The organism is Pseudoalteromonas sp. BSi20311 (assembly GCF_000239875.1).
In the GTDB taxonomy this organism is placed as follows: Bacteria; Pseudomonadota; Gammaproteobacteria; order Enterobacterales; family Alteromonadaceae; genus Pseudoalteromonas.
Window position 1 is genome coordinate 66422 of record NZ_BADU01000153.1, and the last position, 18383, is coordinate 84804.

15 protein-coding genes, 1 tRNA gene and 1 pseudogene are annotated in these 18383 nt (G+C 40.6%); 11 read left to right on the top strand and 6 right to left on the bottom strand.

Translation table 11 applies throughout. The annotated features are described in order from the left end of the window. Positions 1 to 53: 53 nt before the first annotated feature. Positions 54 to 530 (top strand): phosphohistidine phosphatase SixA, encoded by a 477-nt coding sequence (gene sixA, locus P20311_RS15240; protein WP_008466677.1) that lies wholly within the window; start codon positions 54 to 56, stop codon positions 528 to 530. A gap of 54 nt (positions 531 to 584) precedes the next feature. On the opposite strand, the gene P20311_RS15245 is transcribed toward sixA, so the two are convergent. Beyond that, positions 585 to 1508, bottom strand: coding sequence for an AEC family transporter (locus tag P20311_RS15245; protein WP_008114516.1), 924 nt, complete (start codon positions 1506 to 1508; stop codon positions 585 to 587). 17 nt (positions 1509 to 1525) lie between these two features. Then, positions 1526 to 2083 carry an endonuclease SmrB gene (gene smrB / locus P20311_RS15250; protein WP_008114517.1) on the bottom strand — a complete coding sequence of 186 codons (558 nt, stop codon included), beginning with the start codon at positions 2081 to 2083 and terminating at the stop codon, positions 1526 to 1528. Positions 2084 to 2380: 297 nt separating this feature from the next. Here smrB and prmB point away from each other — a divergent pair, with 297 nt between their 5' ends. The 3 genes from prmB to P20311_RS15265 all read left to right on the top strand — a co-directional run bounded on the left by prmB (position 2381) and on the right by P20311_RS15265 (position 5018). After that, entirely contained in the window at positions 2381 to 3316 is a 936-nt protein-coding gene (gene prmB / locus P20311_RS15255) for a 50S ribosomal protein L3 N(5)-glutamine methyltransferase (RefSeq protein WP_008114518.1), read from the top strand. Between the two features lie 91 nt (positions 3317 to 3407). Beyond that, positions 3408 to 4505 carry a chorismate synthase gene (gene aroC, locus P20311_RS15260; protein ID WP_008114519.1) on the top strand — a complete coding sequence of 366 codons (1098 nt, stop codon included), beginning with the start codon at positions 3408 to 3410 and terminating at the stop codon, positions 4503 to 4505. Between the two features lie 126 nt (positions 4506 to 4631). Next, positions 4632 to 5018, top strand: coding sequence for a DUF4112 domain-containing protein (locus P20311_RS15265; protein WP_036985267.1), 387 nt, complete (start codon positions 4632 to 4634; stop codon positions 5016 to 5018). 54 nt (positions 5019 to 5072) lie between these two features. Here the strand turns inward: P20311_RS15265 and P20311_RS15270 are convergent, their stop codons facing one another. Next, positions 5073 to 5771 carry a 2'-5' RNA ligase family protein gene (locus tag P20311_RS15270; protein ID WP_008114521.1) on the bottom strand — a complete coding sequence of 233 codons (699 nt, stop codon included), beginning with the start codon at positions 5769 to 5771 and terminating at the stop codon, positions 5073 to 5075. A 196-nt stretch (positions 5772 to 5967) separates the two neighbouring features. Here P20311_RS15270 and P20311_RS15275 point away from each other — a divergent pair, with 196 nt between their 5' ends. From P20311_RS15275 to P20311_RS15300, 5 genes and pseudogenes are all read left to right on the top strand, one after another. Continuing rightward, positions 5968 to 9153: an HD domain-containing phosphohydrolase gene (locus P20311_RS15275; protein WP_008114522.1), complete on the top strand. Its 3186-nt coding sequence runs from the start codon at positions 5968 to 5970 to the stop codon at positions 9151 to 9153. A gap of 180 nt (positions 9154 to 9333) precedes the next feature. Beyond that, on the top strand, positions 9334 to 9888 hold the full coding sequence (locus P20311_RS15280) for an elongation factor P hydroxylase (RefSeq protein WP_008114523.1): 555 nt from the start codon (positions 9334 to 9336) through the stop codon (positions 9886 to 9888). Further along, positions 9878 to 11020, top strand: a complete 1143-nt coding sequence (locus P20311_RS15285) for an ATP-NAD kinase family protein (protein WP_008114526.1) — start codon at positions 9878 to 9880, stop codon at positions 11018 to 11020. The genes P20311_RS15280 and P20311_RS15285 overlap by 11 nt, the downstream gene beginning before the upstream one ends. A gap of 3 nt (positions 11021 to 11023) precedes the next feature. Continuing rightward, complete coding sequence (locus P20311_RS15290; protein ID WP_008114527.1) at positions 11024 to 11299, top strand: YfcL family protein; 276 nt, start codon at positions 11024 to 11026, stop codon at positions 11297 to 11299. Positions 11300 to 11442: 143 nt separating this feature from the next. Next, positions 11443 to 13001, top strand: a pseudogene (locus P20311_RS15300) (AbgT family transporter). Positions 13002 to 13312: 311 nt separating this feature from the next. Here the strand turns inward: P20311_RS15300 and P20311_RS15305 are convergent. Both P20311_RS15305 and P20311_RS15310 read right to left on the bottom strand, forming a co-directional pair. After that, complete coding sequence (locus P20311_RS15305) at positions 13313 to 15154, bottom strand: DEAD/DEAH box helicase (RefSeq protein ID WP_008114534.1); 1842 nt, start codon at positions 15152 to 15154, stop codon at positions 13313 to 13315. Between the two features lie 160 nt (positions 15155 to 15314). Beyond that, positions 15315 to 15578 (bottom strand): GrxA family glutaredoxin, encoded by a 264-nt coding sequence (locus P20311_RS15310; RefSeq protein ID WP_008114535.1) that lies wholly within the window; start codon positions 15576 to 15578, stop codon positions 15315 to 15317. Positions 15579 to 15868: 290 nt separating this feature from the next. Here P20311_RS15310 and P20311_RS15315 point away from each other — a divergent pair, with 290 nt between their 5' ends. Continuing rightward, a complete protein-coding gene (locus tag P20311_RS15315) occupies positions 15869 to 16315 on the top strand; it encodes an Hsp20 family protein (RefSeq protein WP_008114537.1) in 447 nt (148 codons plus the stop codon). 57 nt (positions 16316 to 16372) lie between these two features. Here the strand turns inward: P20311_RS15315 and P20311_RS15320 are convergent, their stop codons facing one another. Beyond that, positions 16373 to 17926: a cryptochrome/photolyase family protein gene (locus P20311_RS15320; protein WP_008114539.1), complete on the bottom strand. Its 1554-nt coding sequence runs from the start codon at positions 17924 to 17926 to the stop codon at positions 16373 to 16375. A 225-nt stretch (positions 17927 to 18151) separates the two neighbouring features. Here P20311_RS15320 and P20311_RS15325 point away from each other — a divergent pair. After that, positions 18152 to 18228 (top strand) — tRNA-Met (locus P20311_RS15325). Positions 18229 to 18383 lie beyond the last annotated feature (155 nt).

The following is an 18383-nucleotide window of genomic DNA, read 5'->3' on the forward strand; positions in this document are numbered from 1 at the left end:
GAAATTCGAGCAAATTGGCTACTGTTTTATATTCTTTAATTGGTTGATTTTTTATGAAAACAATCTTGATAATGCGTCATGGTGAAGCAATACCTATGCAGGCTGATGATGTCAGTAGAAATTTGACTTCTGTGGGTCAGCAACAAGCTGAAAAGATGGGTTTATGGTTGCAAAAAATGCACGCTCCCAGTGGCTTGTTAGTTAGTCCCTATGTTAGAGCGCAGCAAACGGCCGAGGCTGTTAAAAAAAGTAATCACTTTTTATTTGAAGAAACCTGTCACGATTTTATTCCTGATGGGAACCCCCAGGTTGCCGCAGATTATTTAGAAACGCTAATTGCGCTTCACCCCGAATGCGATACCTGGCTTGTAGTTGCCCATATGCCCATAGTGAGCTATTTGGTTGACCAACTGTGCCCGGGTAATATGCCAATTTTTAATACTGGTGCTGTTGCCCAAATTAGTTACAATGAAGTGAGCCATAAAAGTGATTACATCACTATAGATGCGCCAGCTAATGTAACCGTATAAACTACGAATCTCCCCAGCTTAAAGCCTGACAATAAAACGTGGTTAGGCATATATCTAAAGTAAAATGGTTAACCATACACTAAAACTCAGCACACTTAATACTGTAGATAAAACCACTGCACTGGCTAGGGTATCTTGATGTTGCTTAATTTGGCATGCAATTAAATAGGCATTAACGCCTAATGGCGATGCACTTAATAGTACCAGTACTTTTAACAGTGACTCATTAAGTGCAAATACGTGTGTGCCTAGCAATAACACCAAGGCAGGTAATATGACTAATTTTAATAGGCTGGCAATAGCTGCTGCTTGCCAGTTATCGCTAACTTTATAAAAGGCTAAGTTGGCGCCCAAAACAAATAACGCACAGGCAATTGCAGGTTTAGCTAAAAGTGCTAAGCCATTAGTTAAATCAGCAAATAAAGTAACCCCTGCCAAATTAACCAATAAACCAGTGCTAATACTTAACACCACTGGATTGAGTAGCATATTCTTGGCAAATGCTGACCAGGAAAACACATGACTGGCGCTGTTTGCACTAATTAAAAAAGTAAGGGTGAACAATAACGCGCTATGAAAGGTAATGATCATAAAAATAATGCCCATCATTTGCTCGCCTAATGCGGCAATAATAATCGGCAAGCCCACTAATACAGTGTTTGAATAACTACTGCCAAGGGCAAACACACTGTGACGCTCGTATTGAGGGTGTTTAGAGAGAATATAGCGGTCAATAACCAGGGCAAGAAAGTAAATTAAAATAACGGGAATGTAAAAACTTAAAAAACCATTTAAGCTGACACTGGTTTGTAAGTCTGCTTTGGCCATATTTAAAAATAAAAAGCTCGGCACACTAATATAAAAAGTAAACTTGCTTAACCCCGCTATGTGGATGCGCTCTAAAAAGCCACTGCGACTAGCAATATAGCCACATAGCACAATAAAAATCAGCGGGAATATAATCGAAAATATATGCACTAAAGGGCTCTTATTGATTAGCGTCTAAACTCATCACTTTGCGGTAAGTTAATTAATATGAGTACTGCACCTTTACCGCCATATTCAAGTGGTGCTTGATGCATAGCAATAACGTCGGGGTGCTGCACTAAATATTGCGGCACTTTATGCCTGAGGATATGGCCGCCAATTCCGTGTACAACACAGGCGCAGTAGTAATGCTTTTTTTTACACTCATGAATAAGCCCTGCGAGTTCATCTTTGGCTACTTCTTTATTTAAGCCATGCAGATCGAGGGTTAAATCAGGTATAAAATCCCCTCGGCGTAGTTGTTTCGCTAAAAAACGATCCTGACCCTGTTGCACATAATTAACAGTACCGTTAGTGTCTATATCGGGCACATATTCATCAGAAAAGAAAAATTCTGATTGTTGTTGCTTTTTTTGCTGGGCAAATTGCTTCGCTTGTGACACTTTAGGTTTATTACTAAAACGGTGAGTGTCTTGTTTGAACACGCGCGCACCGCTGATACTTTGACGAAACAAGTCAATGTCATCAGGGCTAATTAGATTGTTTGAGTGTGGATCTTTTTTCATAGCGGCAGTCTAAACAAAAAAGTGGTAAAAATCGAGTAAAAAGGTGTGATACCCAAGCAGCTTTGAGGTGCATAGTACGGCGCCAATAAGGTTAGTTTAAAAGCGATTTATACTGCGTTATTGATTTGAACAACAGAGTGACTATTACACTTGCAATCAATGCCTTGTTTAAATTACTTTTAATTCTAACTGTCACTCGCACCTAGAGGTGGCTTGGGTATACAATAGGGCAATCATGGGGCCCATAGTGTGCCCCGATTGAGTTAATTTTTTGAAAGTAGCAGGCAGATAATACTGATGAGTGAATTACTAATAGAAGAAGCAACCCTGGATGAAGCTGTTGCAGAACTTTCAACCTTACACGATTGGCTTCGTTGGACGACAAGTCAATTTGCAAGTAGCGGTATTTTCTTTGGTCATGGCACCGATAACGCATGGGATGAAGCGGTAAGTTTGTTATTACCAGCACTTAGCTTGCCAATTGATGCACCTAAAGAGCTGATGCATGCCCGTTTAACCAGCACTGAAAAAAACCGTTTAGCAGGCTTAATTGCCGAGCGGATTAACGATTTTACCCCAGTTCCATACCTGACCAATATTGCATGGTTTGCCAATATGCCATTTTATGTGGACGAACGTGTATTAATTCCTCGCTCGCCTTTTGCTGAGCTTATTAATAATCGTTTTACACCTTGGCTAGAGCAGCCAGAGTCAGTAGGGCGTATTTTAGATTTATGTACGGGATCGGGTTGTATTGCGATTGCATTGGCACAAGCATTCGAAAATGCGCAAGTAGATGCGGTTGATATATCCTATGAAGCGCTTGAAGTGGCTGATATCAATATCACTGACTATCAACTAAGTGACCGTGTATTACCGATCCAGTCTGACGTATTCAGTGGTGTGTCTGGGCAAAAATACGACTTAATCGTAGCAAACCCACCGTATGTTGATGCTGAAGATATGGCTGATCTACCACGTGAGTTCCACCACGAGCCAGAACTTGGGTTAGCATCGGGTCACGATGGCCTTGATGTAACACGTACTATTTTAGATCAAGCTAGTGAGCATCTAACAGATAACGGTTTGTTATTTGTCGAAGTAGGTAACTCTATGGTACATATGGATGCACTGTATCCAGGCGCACCATTTGAATGGATTGAGTTTGAACAAGGCGGATTAGGTGTGTTTGTTATTAGCAAGCAACAACTAGATGCCTACTTTGCACAGTAATAATTAATACTAGCCATTCATCCCAAATGGCTGGGCAAAACAATAGCCGAGTTAATTCTCGGCTATAAGTCATTAGGAATGAGGAAAGTTAATGGCAGGTAATAGCATAGGGCAGTTATTTAAAGTGTCCACCTTTGGCGAAAGCCACGGCGTTGCATTAGGCGGCGTAGTGGATGGCACGCCCGCAGGCCTTGAGATAACAGAGGCCGACATACAACACGATTTAGATCGTCGAAAGCCTGGACAAAGTCGCTATACCACGCAGCGCCGTGAGAGCGATCAAATTAAAATTTTAGCGGGCGTTTTTGAAGGTAAAACCACCGGTACCAGTATTGGTTTATTAATTGAAAATACTGATCAACGCTCACAAGATTATGGCAAAATTAAAGACGTATTTCGTCCAGGTCACGGTGACTATACCTACTGGCACAAGTACGGCCTACGCGATTACCGTGGTGGTGGCCGCTCATCTGCGCGTGAAACCGCTATTCGGGTTGCGGCAGGCGCCATTGCTAAAAAGTATTTAAAGCAGTTTCATGGTATTGAAGTTAAAGCATGCTTGAGTCAATTAGGGCCAATAAAAGCCGAAAACTACGATTGGGACGAAGTGGAAAACAATTTATTTTTCTTCCCAGATACAAGTAAGCTTGAAGCACTTGATGAATATATGCGCGAGCTAAAAAAGCAAGGCGACTCAGTGGGTGCCAAAGTAAAAGTAGTGGCTAAAAATGTACCAGTTGGCTTAGGTGAGCCAGTATTTGATAGGCTAGATGCCGAACTTGCACATTCATTAATGAGTATTAATGCTGTTAAAGGCGTTGAAATTGGCGATGGCTTTGATGTAGTCGAGCAAAAAGGCTCAGAGCACCGCGACGAGTTAACCCCTGATGGGTTTACCTCAAATCATGCCGGTGGCGTGCTTGCAGGAATTTCAACGGGGCAAGATATAATCGCATCAATTGCGCTTAAACCGACATCGAGTATTACTATTCCCGGTAATAGTATTAACACCGAAAATGAAGCGGTTGAAATGATCACCAAAGGTCGTCATGATCCTTGTGTAGGCATTCGTGCTATTCCGATTGCTGAGGCAATGATGGCTATTACTTTAATGGATCATTTACTTCGTCAACGCGGTCAAAACCCACATGTAAACCACGAACATGGGCCAATTAAAGGCGCTATTTAAGCGCCTTACGTTTAAAACTATACTAAACGGGCAATAGTGCGTTTAGTATATACAGGCTATACATCTTTATTGCCGCTCAATAATTTAAATGTGCTCAGCGCACCTAAAAATAAGAGAGCTGTTAGTATGCAAAAAAACAATCAAGCTTCCATCTCACAAACTGAATATAAAGCCACCATAAAACGACTCGAAGAGTTTAGCCGCTTTACTGATAGCAGTATTGGTATTCCGTTTACTAAATTAAAATTTGGTGTAGAGTCGCTGATTGGGCTGTTACCTGTGATAGGTGATTTAGCAGGGCTTATTTTGTCTGGCTATGTACTAATTGAAGCGCAGCGCTTAGGTGTTAGCAAGCGAGTAAAAAGCCGTATTATTATAAATATGTTGATTGATTTTGTTGGCGGGCTCATTCCATTTTTTGGAGATATTTTTGATGCCATGTTTAAAGCAAATACGCGTAACACCCGCATACTTAAAAAACATTTAACAGATAAGCTAACCACAAACCCATAAACCCATAAACCATTTAAGTTAATAAAGTGTGTAATTAGCCCTGTTATTAACTATTTATTTGGCATCAAAAAAGTACTTAGCGAGTATTTCTTTTTGTTGACCAAACTGATCAGACACTCCAATTCCAATCCCAATTATTTCACCTTGTGCCTGCGGCGGCTCAGCGTGCAGCGCTTTTTGTACTAACGCTAATGCAGGATTTTTCTCATTTGCAAGTAGGGTTAAATGCGGCTGAAAATTTTGAAATACATTAGGGCTGCCATAACGTTCAAAAGCCACAAGTTTATTAGGGTAATGCTTTACCCAACTAGGCACTGGTGCTTGATGATCGCGAAGCGGCTCAAGCTTAAGGGTAACCTCATCTGCCAATCGTTGTAATTGATATGATTTTTCTAAATTTATAAATGCCCAATTACTTGGTGACACACTAAATCCATTGGCTTTTATCTCAAACGACTGATGTTCTTTGGCAATACGCTCTACCATTTGCTTAATTTCGTTTTGTGCTTCAAGTGGGTAATCCGTTAAATACAAGGTGGCGTGCACGGGTAACCCTTGTTGGTAAAACGTAGTAATTTGGTGCGTAGCTAATTTATCGCTGGTGTTAGCGACTAGCTCAACAATAGGCTTAGAAGGAATAGCAAATACGTTAATACTTATGCTTTTTGCATAACTGCTGGCAGAAGTAGCCAAGAGTGTTAAAAAAGTAAAAGAGATAAATAGCCACGAAAAAGAGCTGTGTTGTTTAACCATAAGAGTGAGTCAATTTAGGTTTTTGGTTGGCATATGGTAAGCGCAATTAAGTGATCAGTAAATAAGTGCATAAAGTTTTATATTTTTGATTTTGTGACTAATATTACTTTAGCTCCATACGGATTATGAATATTGTTTTTAGCAGTATTCAACTCTCTGTATTTATTGCTCTTAAAAGTGCTTCAAGGAAAGTTCAATGATATTTAAAGCGTTAAATAAGTTAAAAAGAACAGTGCGCTTTTCTATTCGTTTAACGGTTGTGGCGGTATTTGTATTGGCAACGTCTATTACCGCCATTATAGCCACTAGTTTACAGTATTACTTCAGCGAAAAAATGGCACTAGAGTCTAACCTGCTGCATTTCAATATGACCACGCAATCTGTTGCTGATTACCTATCACGCATCAATGAAAAATCTGAAAATACTTTAAATATGATGGTTAAAAATACTTCACTAGTAGGTAATAACTTTTCAGACAAAACAGAGCTGCGTAATGTATTGAGCGAAATAATGGAATTAAACCCTTTGTTTTACGCATTTTCTATGGGCTATAGCAACGGAGACTTTTATGAAATTATCAATCTTGAGAGTGGTAAAATAGTCAGAGAGCGTTTAAATACGGTTGATAATGACCGGTGGGTTGTGATCCATATTAAAACCGAAAAAGGGCAAAGGGTAGAACACAGGTACTACTTTGATGCTGATTTTAACTTAAGAAAACAAACCAATAAACCGACGTTTTTTGATCCTCGAGAGCAAACGTGGTTTAAACAAGCAAATTCAGAGCAGGTGAATAAAACTAAACCTTACTTATTCTCGCATTTACAAACTTCAGGCCAAACCTACTCGATTAAAACCAAAGGCAAAGACCATGTGTTAGCTCTTGGAGTTATGGTCGATAATATTTCTAATTATTTATTAACACAACAGCAGCAGTTGGGCATGCATAGTTCTGCGCGGTTATTTATATATAATCGAGAAGGAGAGATTGTTGCTTCAAATCAGAAAGATAAGGTTGATAAAAACAAAAGCTTGAAACAATTAACGCTAAGCGAGCAACAGCAAAAAGTAATTGCACAATACCCGACTATTACAGTATCAAACGAAACAAATTGGGCCCCTATGGACTTTAGTGTTAGTGGTACGCCCAATGGCTACAGTATTGAATATATCAATGCGATTGTGCAGCTACTGGGTATTAAGATAAATTATGTTAATGGACTTAGTTGGCAAGAATTACTTAATTTATTTAAAAATAATCAGATAGATGTACTTCATCCTGTAGTTAATACCACAACGAATAATACCTTAGGTATGCTTAGTACACCCATGGTAAATTTGCCTTTGAGTATCGTTAATCAACAAAACAACCCACCAATCACCCACATACAGCAACTTGCTGGTAAGTCAGTTGCAGTGGGTGAGGGCTGGTCAATTGTAAAAACATTGCAAGCGCAATTTCCAGAAATTAACTTAGTAGAGGTTCCCAATACAAAAACGTTGTTAACGCATGTAGCCAATGGTGATACCTATGCGGGAATAGACAGCAAGGCGGTATTACAATATATCCAACAACAATTTTTTATTGAGGGGATCCAGTACAATCCGCTTGATGAAGACAGTGCCGCGCTTTTTTCAAATGACTATCACTTATTATTTCATAACCAAGACGCTCAATTAAAAGCCTTGTTTGACTATGCAGCCACGCAACTGCCTATGCAATTTAAACAACAACTTAGTGATAAATGGCTTAATACTAATCCAGAGAAAAAATCAAAAGTTGTGGGCACTGTTCCTGATGAGCAATTAATCACTTTATTGGATGATGATAGTAACTTCTCTAAGCTACAGTTAGTGAACATTGATGGTAAAGAACAGTATGTTTTTATTAAGCCACTATCTGATTATTTAGCGCTAGCTAGTACGGGCTATTTAGCCATTATGGTTTCTAAAGAAGATGTATTGAGCTCCACAAGAGAAAAAATAAAGCTTTCAATAATAATTACGGTTGCCTGCTTAATTATGATGTTACCAGTGTCGTGGTTTTTTGCATCCCCCATTGTCGGTCCTATTAAAACGCTGGTGGGTGAAAACAATAAAATTAAAAATCGTCAGTTTAAGCAAGTCTCAACCTTAAAAAGTCATATTAAAGAAATTAATACTTTAGCCAGCTCTATGGTCGAAATGAGCAAGTCGATACAACAACACGAAGAAAGCCAAAAAGCACTCATGGCTTCGTTTGTTGAGCTTATAGCTCAAGCAATTGATGATAAGTCTCCCTACACTGCGGGACACTGCGAACGTGTTCCTGAGCTCGGTATTAAGCTTGCTAAAGCCGCTTCAGAATCAGAGTTACCTGCCTTTCAAACGTTTAAATTTAAAAGTGATGAGGAGATTGAAGAGTTTAGCTTAGCTGCTTGGTTACATGATTGCGGTAAAATAACTACTCCAGAGCACATTGTCGATAAAGGCACTAAGTTGGAAGTGATTTATAATCGTATTCATGAAGTAAGAACACGGTTTGAAGTCCTTTGGCGAGATGCCGAGCTTGATTACTACAAGTCATTGCAACAAACCCCAAAAAATCAGAGTGAGCTAGCTAAGCAGTTGGCGGCTAAACATCAACAGTTGTTGGACGATTTTGCCTTTATTGCACAGTGTAATATTGGCGGCGAAAAAATCACAGCAGCCTCGCTTGAGCGTTTAACCTTGCTAAGCAATGTTACTTGGGTGCGGCACTTTGACGATAAGCTAGGGCTTTCACCTGTCGAAATGTATCGCTATGCACAAACGAGTGACACGCTGCCTGCTACTGAAAAGCTACTCAGCGATAAACCTTGGCACTTAATTCCTCATGATAAGCCGATTGAATATGATGAGCGTTTAGGGATTAAAATTGCCCCATGTAAATATAAATATAACCTAGGGGAGCTTTATAATTTAACAGTTTCAAGAGGCACTCTTACTAAAGAGGATAGGTTTAAAATTAATGAGCACATGATAAGTACGATACGTATGCTCGATACACTGCCGTTCCCTAAAGAACTTGAGCGCGTACCGCGTTATGCCTCTACCCATCACGAAACATTAATCGGCACAGGCTATCCGCGTAAACTCAATGCGGATGACTTATCAATACCAGAACGAGTATTGGTGCTAGCTGATATTTTTGAAGCCCTAACGGCGGCCGACAGGCCCTATAAAAAGGCAAAAACACTCAGCGAGTCGATGAGTATATTAGCCAAAATGGTGGCCGATCATCATGTTGATAAAGCCGTGTTTGAACTGTTTTTAAGTTCAGGTATTTATCTTGATTACGCTAAACGCTACCTCAGTGCTGAACAAATAGATGAGGTAGATATCTCTCAATACTTGTCATAACAACAATGAGCATGACTTAGCGTGTGTAAACTTAAAGAGATTTATGTGAACATCTCTTTAAATCGCTAGCTTTTTACTTTGTGCAGAAAAGTACGTACAATTCGCCTCGTTTTTAGTGCGCTTTATATTAGTTTTATATGGCTATAAAGCATCGGGTTCAAACGAGTATACGAAATATTTATGCATCAAATAGCGGATTTAATTTCTATTTTCGAACACACTTTTTTCCAAAGCTATAATACGCGTTTGGTAAAAGGTGAGCACGAGCCTATCTACATTCCCGCAAATGATACAACGCCTTATCATCAAATTGTATTTGCCCATGGTTTTTACGCCAGTGCGCTGCACGAAATAGCCCATTGGTTAGTGGCAGGTTCTCAGCGCCGCTTAGTTGAAGATTATGGTTATTGGTATTGCCCCGACGGGCGCGATGCTTCACAGCAAGCAGAGTTTGAATCTGTAGAGGTAAAACCCCAAGCAATAGAGTGGGCGCTCAGTGTGGCCGCGGGGTTTGATTTTAACGTATCGGTAGATAATTTAAATGGTGAACAAACCTGTCGATTTGCGTTTCAATCGCGTGTACATGCAAAGTTATTACAGCTGCTGCAAGACGGATTTAACCCACGTACTACAAGGTTACTAAAAGCACTGTGTAAATTTTATAACACAACGTGGCCTTTAAATGCTGCGCAGTTTTCATGGCATTCTCCCGAGGAGCTAAAAGATGCAGTTTAAGTTAGGGCTGATTGTAAACCCGGTTGCAGGATTGGGCGGTAGCGTGGCGTTAAAAGGCAGTGACGGCGAAGACACCGCCGCTAAAGCCATTGCATTAGGCGCTGAGCCTAAATCAAATAGCCGCACTAAAGCTGCACTTGAAGTGCTTGTACCTCATCAGTCAAATATTACTATTTATACTGTTAATGATGAAATGGGGGAGCAAACAGCAAAATCACTCGGCTTTAATACCCAAGTGGTTTATCAAAGTAGCTCACCCACAACCAGTGACGATACTGAAGCGGCAGCACGTTTATTACAGCAGCAAGGTGTAGATTTAATTTTATTTGCTGGTGGTGATGGCACTGCACGTAATATTTGCCATGCGGTCGAAGACTCTGTACCTGTGTTGGGCATTCCTGCAGGGTGTAAAATTCACTCTGGAGTATATGCCATAACGCCAAAAGCTGCAGGCCGCGTAGTTGAAATGTTAGTTAAAGGTGAGTTGGTAACGCTAAGCGATGCCGATGTCATGGACATTGATGAAGTCGCCTTTCGCCAAGGAACAGTAAAAGCAAAACGTTATGGCGAAATGCAAGTACCCAGTGAAGTGCGCTATGTACAAGCGGTTAAAAATGGCGGTAAAGAAACCGATGAATTGGTACTTGCTGATATTGCCGCTTATGTGGTCAGTGAAATGGATGCCGATACCCTCTATGTCATGGGTAGTGGCTCTACCGTTGGCGCGGTGATGGAAGAAATGGGGCTTGAGAATACGCTGCTCGGTGTTGATTTAGTTAAAGATCAAGCTTTAGTAGGCCAAGACCTAACAGCCCAGCAACTTCTTGAACTTACCAAAGAACGTGAAACAAAGTTAGTGATCACTCTAATTGGCGGCCAAGGGCATATTTTTGGTCGAGGCAATCAACAACTCAGTCCTGCGTTAATTAAAGCGATAGGCCGCGATAATATTATTGTTGTGGCTACAAAAACAAAATTACAGGCTTTAAATGGCCGACCGCTGATTTGTGATACCGGTGATAGCAAATTAGATGATGAATTAAGCGGTTATATCCGTGTAACCAGTGGGTTTAACGACCATATTATGTATGCAGTAGGTCATCAAGATGGGCTGCACCCAGAGGAGAAGTAACACATGAGTTTAGTAAATTACATAGATGCTGCGCAGCAATATTTTGATGATTTAGTGATAAAAGCCACCGATGACGAGTTATTTGCCGGCGGTTATTTACGCGGCCACTTTGATTTAGCCGTAGGTTATGCACAAGTTGAAGAATTAAATCTAGACGTTGCAGAACTAAACGACACGGTTGAAAAAAGCTTAGTAAAAGCTTATCGCAACGGCGAACTTAATGAAGACGATAAAGCACTCGTAGTAAGAATATGGGATGAAGTAAAAGCACTCGCATAAGCTTTTTTTATTCATTAATAATAGCGCGGCCACTGAGCCGCGTTTTTTTGTGCCTAAAAAAGAACTTGTTTATTCAGTTAAAATTTACCTCATTCCTTAGATACGCTAAAGTAGCGTAGTCTAAATTCTAGGGAACAAGTGAAATGAATAACAATAATGATGCGACAATGCCAACGGGCATAGTTGCGCGATTTTTAAATTTTGTTGAGCGGGTAGGTAATAAGCTTCCTGATCCAGCAATTATCTTTTTGTTTGCCATGTTATTAATTTGGTTTTTGTCTTGGTGGTTTTCAAGCGTCACGTTTGATGCAATAGACCCTGTACTGGCGAAGCCATTATCATCAATGACATGCTTGCCAGCGATTCGTTGGCTACTTTTTTATCTTCTATGGTAAAAACATTCACCGGTTTTGCGCCACTGGGTGTCGTACTGGTTGCTATGCTGGGTGTGGGCGTTGCAGAGCATTCGGGCTTTATTAATACCGGCCTTAAATTAATGCTCAAAGTAACGCCTAAAAAATTACTAACACCCTCAATTATTTTAGTGGCTATTGTGAGCCATACGGCTACCGATGCAGGATATGTGCTAGTTATTCCTCTTGCTGGGGTAATATTTTTTGCAGCTGGTCGTCATCCGCTTGCCGGTATTGCAGCCGCATTTGCCGGGGTAAGTGGTGGCTTTGGCGCTAACTTTATCCCATCTGGGATTGACCCATTACTGCAAAGCTTTACCCAAAGTGCAGCACAAATTATTAATCCAACAATGAGCATTAACCCGCTTAATAACTGGGGCTTTGCTTCAGCATCAAGCTTATTTATTGTGATGCTAGGTTGGTATATCACCGATAAAATTATTGAACCACGTTTAAAAAATTCACCAGTAGATGGTGAAACTCAAGACCTACCAGCATTTGAAGATGCTCGTAGTGACGAAAAACGTGCATTTCTTATTGCCAGTACCGTAATGATTGCAGGTATTGCATTATTAGCCTATGTATCTGCACCAGCTGATTCAGCGATGCGCAGCAGCGATGGCTCGTTAACAAACTTTAGTTCACCACTAATGCAATCAATAGTGCCACTGATATTTTTGTTATTTTGGATCCCAGGCGCAGTATATGGTTTTACCGTAGGCACCTTTAAAAGCTCTAAAGACATGATAGATGCGATGAGCAAGGCCATGAATGGTATGGCGTATTACATTGTTATGGCATTCTTTTGTTCATTATTTATTGCTGCATTTAGTAAATCAAACCTAGGTGCCTTACTGGCAATTGAAGGGGCTCAGGTATTAAAAGCAATGGAGTTACCGAGCTCTGTAACGGTGGTAGGGATTATTTTCCTAACTGGTTTTGTAAACTTGTTTGTTGGTTCAAGCTCGGCTAAGTGGGCACTATTAGGTCCGGTATTTGTACCTATGCTAATGCAGCTCGGTATTTCGCCAGACTTAACGCAAGCAGCGTACCGTGTGGGAGATTCTAGCTCTAATATTATCACCCCGCTAATGCCATACTTCCCGCTGGTGGTGGTGTACTGTCAAAAATACGTTAAAGGCACAGGCATAGGTACGCTTATCGCGATGATGCTACCGTATTCAATCGCCTTTATGATTGGCTGGAGTATCTTTTTGCTAGGCTACTGGGCACTCGGTATCCCATTAGGACTTGATGCCAGCTACGTGTACCCAGCAGTAGCGCCTTAACAAATATATTCGCTATAACAAAGTAAAAGCCCTACCATGAACTGGTGGGGCTTTTTTGTGTTAAGTGAACTATTCTACAAAGAAGCTTGAGATATCAAAGGCTAGTGGGTACGGGCTTCGAGGTACGAGTTGTGGGGAGCGGGCTAAGTAAATTATTTACAAAGAGGTGTAGGTACACTGCACTTTAAAGCTGATAAAAGTTGGCTGTGCGTTACGAAGATTAAGCTAATCTGATACCTGATACCTGAATTCCAGGCACAAAAAAACCTTGGCACTTTCGTGGCAAGGTTTTTTTACTAAAGAATCGTTGCTTACTTAGCGGTGAAGCTAACTGGGCGACGTTCTTTACGAGGACCGCTACGCTTATCAGGGCGTTGGCCTTCTTTGTTAAAGCTACGCTTCTTGTCACCAGCAGGGCGTTCAGAACGCTCGCCGCGTGGCTCAGAAGGACCTTGATCTTGTGTTAATGTCATACCCATTGGGCGTTTACAAATAAACACTTTTTGGAAGTGATCAAGTACATCTTTAGGCATATTTTGCGGCAATTGTACCGTACTGTGACTGTCGTGAAGACGAATGTCACCAATAAACTTGCTTGAAATGTCTGCTTCGTTAGCGATTGCGCCAACAATGTTCTTAACCTGAACACCATGCTCACGACCTACTTCGATACGGTATGTATCCATAGGGCCTGCATCACGACTGTTACGCTCGCGAGGTTTACGCTCAGCGCGCTCACCGCCACGTTCAGGGCGTTCGTTACGACGACCACGGTCTCCACGGTCATTGCTACGAGGATTACGATCATTACGTTCGTTACGCTCACGCGGTTGAATCTTAACTTCTTCAACTTTAATTGGTGATTGTTGCTGTGCTAAACACAGTAACGCACCCGCTAAGTCTTCAGGAGCAAGCTCAAGTTTTTGTGCCATGCTGGCAGCCACTTCATTGAAGAAAGTAATATCTTTGTTTTCAAGAGCAAGCGTAAGCTTTTCTTGTAAGGCATTGATACGTTTTTCTTCAACAACTTTAGCTGTAGGTAATTCAACTTGTGCGATTTCAGATTTAGTATGACGAATGATATTTTTAAGTAAATAACGCTCGTTATGCTTAACGAAAAGAATCGCTTTACCAGTACGACCAGCACGACCTGTACGGCCGATACGGTGAACGTAGGCTTCAGAATCTTGTGGAATGTCGTAGTTGATAACTAAGCTTAAACGGTCTACATCAAGACCACGTGCCGCTACGTCTGTTGCAATAACAACGTTTAGCATGCCGCTTTTTAAACGATCAACCGTGCGCTCACGCGCTTGCTGGTTCATGTCACCGTTAAGTGGCGCCGCAGAGAAACCTTCGCGCTCTAATAACTCAGCAAGTTGCACTGTGTCGTTACGCGTACGTACGAAAACAATAGCACCTTCATATTGTTCAGCTTCTAAGAAACGAACAATCGCTTTATTTTTATGAACATGGGCATTCCAAAACACTTGCTCAACTGATGATACAGTCGAGTTGCGCGCAGAAATATGAACCTGTTCAGGGTTATTCATATATTTGCTGCTGATGTTTTGAATTTGCTTAGGCATAGTCGCAGAGAAAAGACATGTTTGCTTTTCACGCGGCGTTTTTTCCATGATGCTTTCAACATCATCGATAAAGCCCATACGTAGCATTTCATCGGCTTCATCAAGTACAAGTGCTTGAAGAGCATCAAACTTGATAGTGCCACGGTTTATGTGATCGATTAAGCGACCCGGTGTAGCAACGATAATTTGCGCGCCACGACGAAGTGCGCTCAACTGGATGCTGTAGCTCTGGCCACCATAAAGTGCCAATACTTCAACACCACGAGTGTGTTTTGCATATTGTTCAAATGCCTCAGCTACTTGGATCGCAAGCTCACGGGTAGGTGTGAGTACAAGGATCTGTGGCTGTTTCACAGACGGGTCAATATTATTTAGTAATGGCAGTGCAAATGCTGCTGTTTTACCTGTACCCGTTTGTGCTAGTCCCAGTACGTCCTTTCTTTCTAGCAATAACGGTATACATTGAGCTTGGATTTCAGATGGTGTCTTGTAACCCAACTCTTCAACTGCCTTTAAAATTGCAGGAGAAAGATTTAGAGATTCAAACGTGACTGGTTCTGACATTAATACGCCTCAACGAATTTAAAGAGGCGCGCATTGTATAGGAAATGCGAGGCAAATGCTTGTATAAATTACAACTAATTTATATGTGTTTGATGTTGGTCGAAATTTAACCAGCCTCAATTGTGCGTTAATTGAGCTGGTTAACAATATACCTACAAAATTACTGGTAAAGGCCTAGGTTTTCTTTGGCGTAGGCTTCAAATTCTGTAAAACCACCAATGTGTGTTTGGTCTACAAAAATTTGTGGCACAGTCGGGCATGGCTTGCCTGCAGACTTTTCTAAATCTTCTTTACTGATACCTTCTTTGATGATGTCGATGTAGCGGTATTTAAAATCATCGCGGTCATTAGCAAGTTGCTCTGCAACATCTTTAGCGCGAACACAAAAAGGGCAGCCTTCACGGCCAAAAATTACTGTTAACATAACGCTCTCCTCAAATTAATTAACCCTAGTGTAACTAATTTCATTATTTATTACAGTGCAAAAAAGCGATTATTGCGTTCGCTTTTTTTAGGGATTAAATAAAAATAAAAAATATTTTATAAAAAAATCTTGAAATAAAATTGTCCGCCCATAAATAGTTATTTGAAGACGCCTGATGGGTCTTCATCTAAACAGAACTATTTGAAAATTATATTATTTATTAAACTTTGCCGTTACTTGTTCAAACGAAAAGTATCAGCAAAATATCGCTTAAATATGAGGATATTATTATGCGTACAGTAGATTTATCACCTCTATACCGTTCATTCATTGGTTTCGATCATTTAGCATCATTAATGGATGCCGCTGCACGAACTGACAAGCAGCCAAGTTTTCCTCCATACAACATCGAAGCACTTGATAAAGACAAATACCGTATCACTATGGCAGTTGCTGGATTTAGTGAAGACGAGTTAACCTTACAATCTGAAAACAACACTTTGGTTGTATCAGGCACTAAAGCAGGTAAAGAGCAAAATGATGAGCGTAAATTTATTCATCAAGGGATTGCCGAGCGTAACTTTGAGCGTAAGTTCCAGTTAGGCGACCACGTTAAAGTACTTGGCGCAGATTTAGCCAATGGCTTATTAAGCATCGACCTTGAACGCGAAATCCCAGAAGCGCTTAAACCACGTAAAATTGAAATTGGCTCAGGCAATATGCTAGAAAGCAAATAGCTAAGCTAGCACACGTATTTTCCCTGTGAAAAGCCGCCATTTGGCGGCTTTTTGCGTTTATAGAGTTTCAATATGTTTAATGTAGTGCTGGGCTTGATCTAAAGTTTGTTGGCGTAATGATTCATCTTGTTTATCCCAATTACGATAAACCATGCCTATTCGTGGGTTTTTCTCAAGTCGCTCTCGGTGTTTGTGCATAAACTGCCAGTAAAGGCTGTTTAGCGGACATGCATCTTTACCCACTTTTTCTTTCACTTTGTATTGGCAGCTTTTGCAGTAGTCACTCATTTTATTTATATAGTTGCCGCTGGCCGCATAAGGTTTAGTGGCAATGATGCCATCGTCAGCAAATTGGCTCATCCCTCGGGCGTTAGGCATTTCTACCCATTCAATTGCATCGATATAAACACCTAAATACCATTCATCCACTTCATCAGGATTAATGGCGGTTAATAAACAAAAATTGCCTATTACCATTAAGCGCTGAATATGATGGGCATACGCGCTGTCTAAGCTTTGTGTTAATGAGTGGCTTAAGCAATTCATTTTTGTTTTACCATTCCAAAAATAACTCGGCAGTACACGAGTTGCATTAAGCTGGTTTTTGTTGGCGTAATCGGGCATGTTTTTCCAATACACGCCACGCACATATTCGCGCCAACCCAGTACTTGGCGAATAAAGCCTTCAACCTGAGAAATCGATATTTCATCTTGGCGTTGGTGGAACTCTTTAACAACACGGTCGATAACATAGCGAGGGGGTAAAATTTTGGCATTTAACGCAAACGATAACCGGCTGTGATAAAAGGTATCTTTATCAGGACATTGATCTGTCATTGCATCTTGAAACTGACCAAATCGAGGCAGTAAATGCGCACAAAAATGATCAAGCGCACTGATAGCTTGTTTACGGGTTGTTGGCCAGCTTAACTGAGTTTCTATTTGTCCAAAGTAATTTATTTTATGTTTATCTAAACGTTCAATAATGGCGCTAACATCATTTTTAAATAATTTTGGTTTGGGGATATCGGCTAAGTCGTTTTTTGAGAACTTATTACGGTTATTTGCATCAAAGTTCCATTGACCGCCGTGAGGTTTGTCATCCTCCATTAAAATATCGAACTGCTTACGCATTGCCCGATAAAAATGCTCCATGGTGACGTGTTTATCTTTTTTAAAGCGTTTGTCTATGTCGTTAAATGCCAATAAAAAGTGCTCGCTGTCACAGGCATTCACCGTTAACTCACTATTAGTCGCGAATTCGTGAAGTTGTGTTTTTAAACGGTACTCATCTGGGTATTGATATTCTAAAGAGGTACATTCATGCTGCTTGGCTAAACGCGTTAAAAGAGCGGGTAAGTCATCATCGTCTTTGGTGTCATCTAGCGTGAGATGTAATACATTGAAGCCAGCATCTTCTAGTGCATTAGCGAAGTTTTCCATGCATTTAAAAAAGGCTGATATTTTTTGCACATGGTGTTTAACATACTGTGCTTCTTGCATAAGCTCAGCAATTACAAATACGGTGTCGTCTGATTTGTCTTTAAACCACGAATGAGCAGGGTTGAGCTGATCACCTAAAATCAATTTTAGAGTGTTGTATTTTTTCATAATTAGCCAAAATTTATTTTTATACGCTGTATTTGAAAAAGCGATCGATTTCTACATGTCGTTTTAATCATAGAGCAAAGCAATAAACAGCATTGCTTTTTTTATCAACTTATTACTTATTATGGTTGCTAATTTAGTGGCACATCCTTATAATAGCGGCCATTGTTTAGTAGGTTATAAAATTTACTAACAGCGATATTAAGTTATTAACTTTTTATCTATTGGCGCGGGATGGAGCAGTCTGGTAGCTCGTCGGGCTCATAACCCGAAGGTCGTTGGTTCAAATCCGGCTCCCGCAACCAATCTTAATAGTAGGTTTAAACTTACTACTTTATATCGCGCATTCTAAGTAATGCGCGTTTTGCGTTTAAGCTAATGAAGTTTAATTTGGTCAGGGTACTGACTCGCAACCAAGCTTGGCCCTAGGCCACACAGTTTTTGCGTTTTTTGGTGTGAC

What these genes read in the sequence shown, in the direction of transcription:
- sixA (WP_008466677.1), top strand. Translation starts at nt 54, where the DNA reads ATGAAAACAATCTTGATAATGCGTCATGGTGAAGCAATACCTATGCAG.
- smrB (WP_008114517.1), bottom strand. Translation starts at nt 2,083, where the DNA reads ATGAAAAAAGATCCACACTCAAACAATCTAATTAGCCCTGATGACATT.
- prmB (WP_008114518.1), top strand. Translation starts at nt 2,381, where the DNA reads ATGAGTGAATTACTAATAGAAGAAGCAACCCTGGATGAAGCTGTTGCA.
- aroC (WP_008114519.1), top strand. Translation starts at nt 3,408, where the DNA reads ATGGCAGGTAATAGCATAGGGCAGTTATTTAAAGTGTCCACCTTTGGC.
- P20311_RS15265 (WP_036985267.1), top strand. Translation starts at nt 4,632, where the DNA reads ATGCAAAAAAACAATCAAGCTTCCATCTCACAAACTGAATATAAAGCC.
- P20311_RS15270 (WP_008114521.1), bottom strand. Translation starts at nt 5,771, where the DNA reads ATGGTTAAACAACACAGCTCTTTTTCGTGGCTATTTATCTCTTTTACT.
- P20311_RS15275 (WP_008114522.1), top strand. Translation starts at nt 5,968, where the DNA reads ATGATATTTAAAGCGTTAAATAAGTTAAAAAGAACAGTGCGCTTTTCT.
- P20311_RS15280 (WP_008114523.1), top strand. Translation starts at nt 9,334, where the DNA reads ATGCATCAAATAGCGGATTTAATTTCTATTTTCGAACACACTTTTTTC.
- P20311_RS15285 (WP_008114526.1), top strand. Translation starts at nt 9,878, where the DNA reads ATGCAGTTTAAGTTAGGGCTGATTGTAAACCCGGTTGCAGGATTGGGC.
- P20311_RS15290 (WP_008114527.1), top strand. Translation starts at nt 11,024, where the DNA reads ATGAGTTTAGTAAATTACATAGATGCTGCGCAGCAATATTTTGATGAT.
- P20311_RS15305 (WP_008114534.1), bottom strand. Translation starts at nt 15,154, where the DNA reads ATGTCAGAACCAGTCACGTTTGAATCTCTAAATCTTTCTCCTGCAATT.
- P20311_RS15310 (WP_008114535.1), bottom strand. Translation starts at nt 15,578, where the DNA reads ATGTTAACAGTAATTTTTGGCCGTGAAGGCTGCCCTTTTTGTGTTCGC.
- P20311_RS15315 (WP_008114537.1), top strand. Translation starts at nt 15,869, where the DNA reads ATGCGTACAGTAGATTTATCACCTCTATACCGTTCATTCATTGGTTTC.
- P20311_RS15320 (WP_008114539.1), bottom strand. Translation starts at nt 17,926, where the DNA reads ATGAAAAAATACAACACTCTAAAATTGATTTTAGGTGATCAGCTCAAC.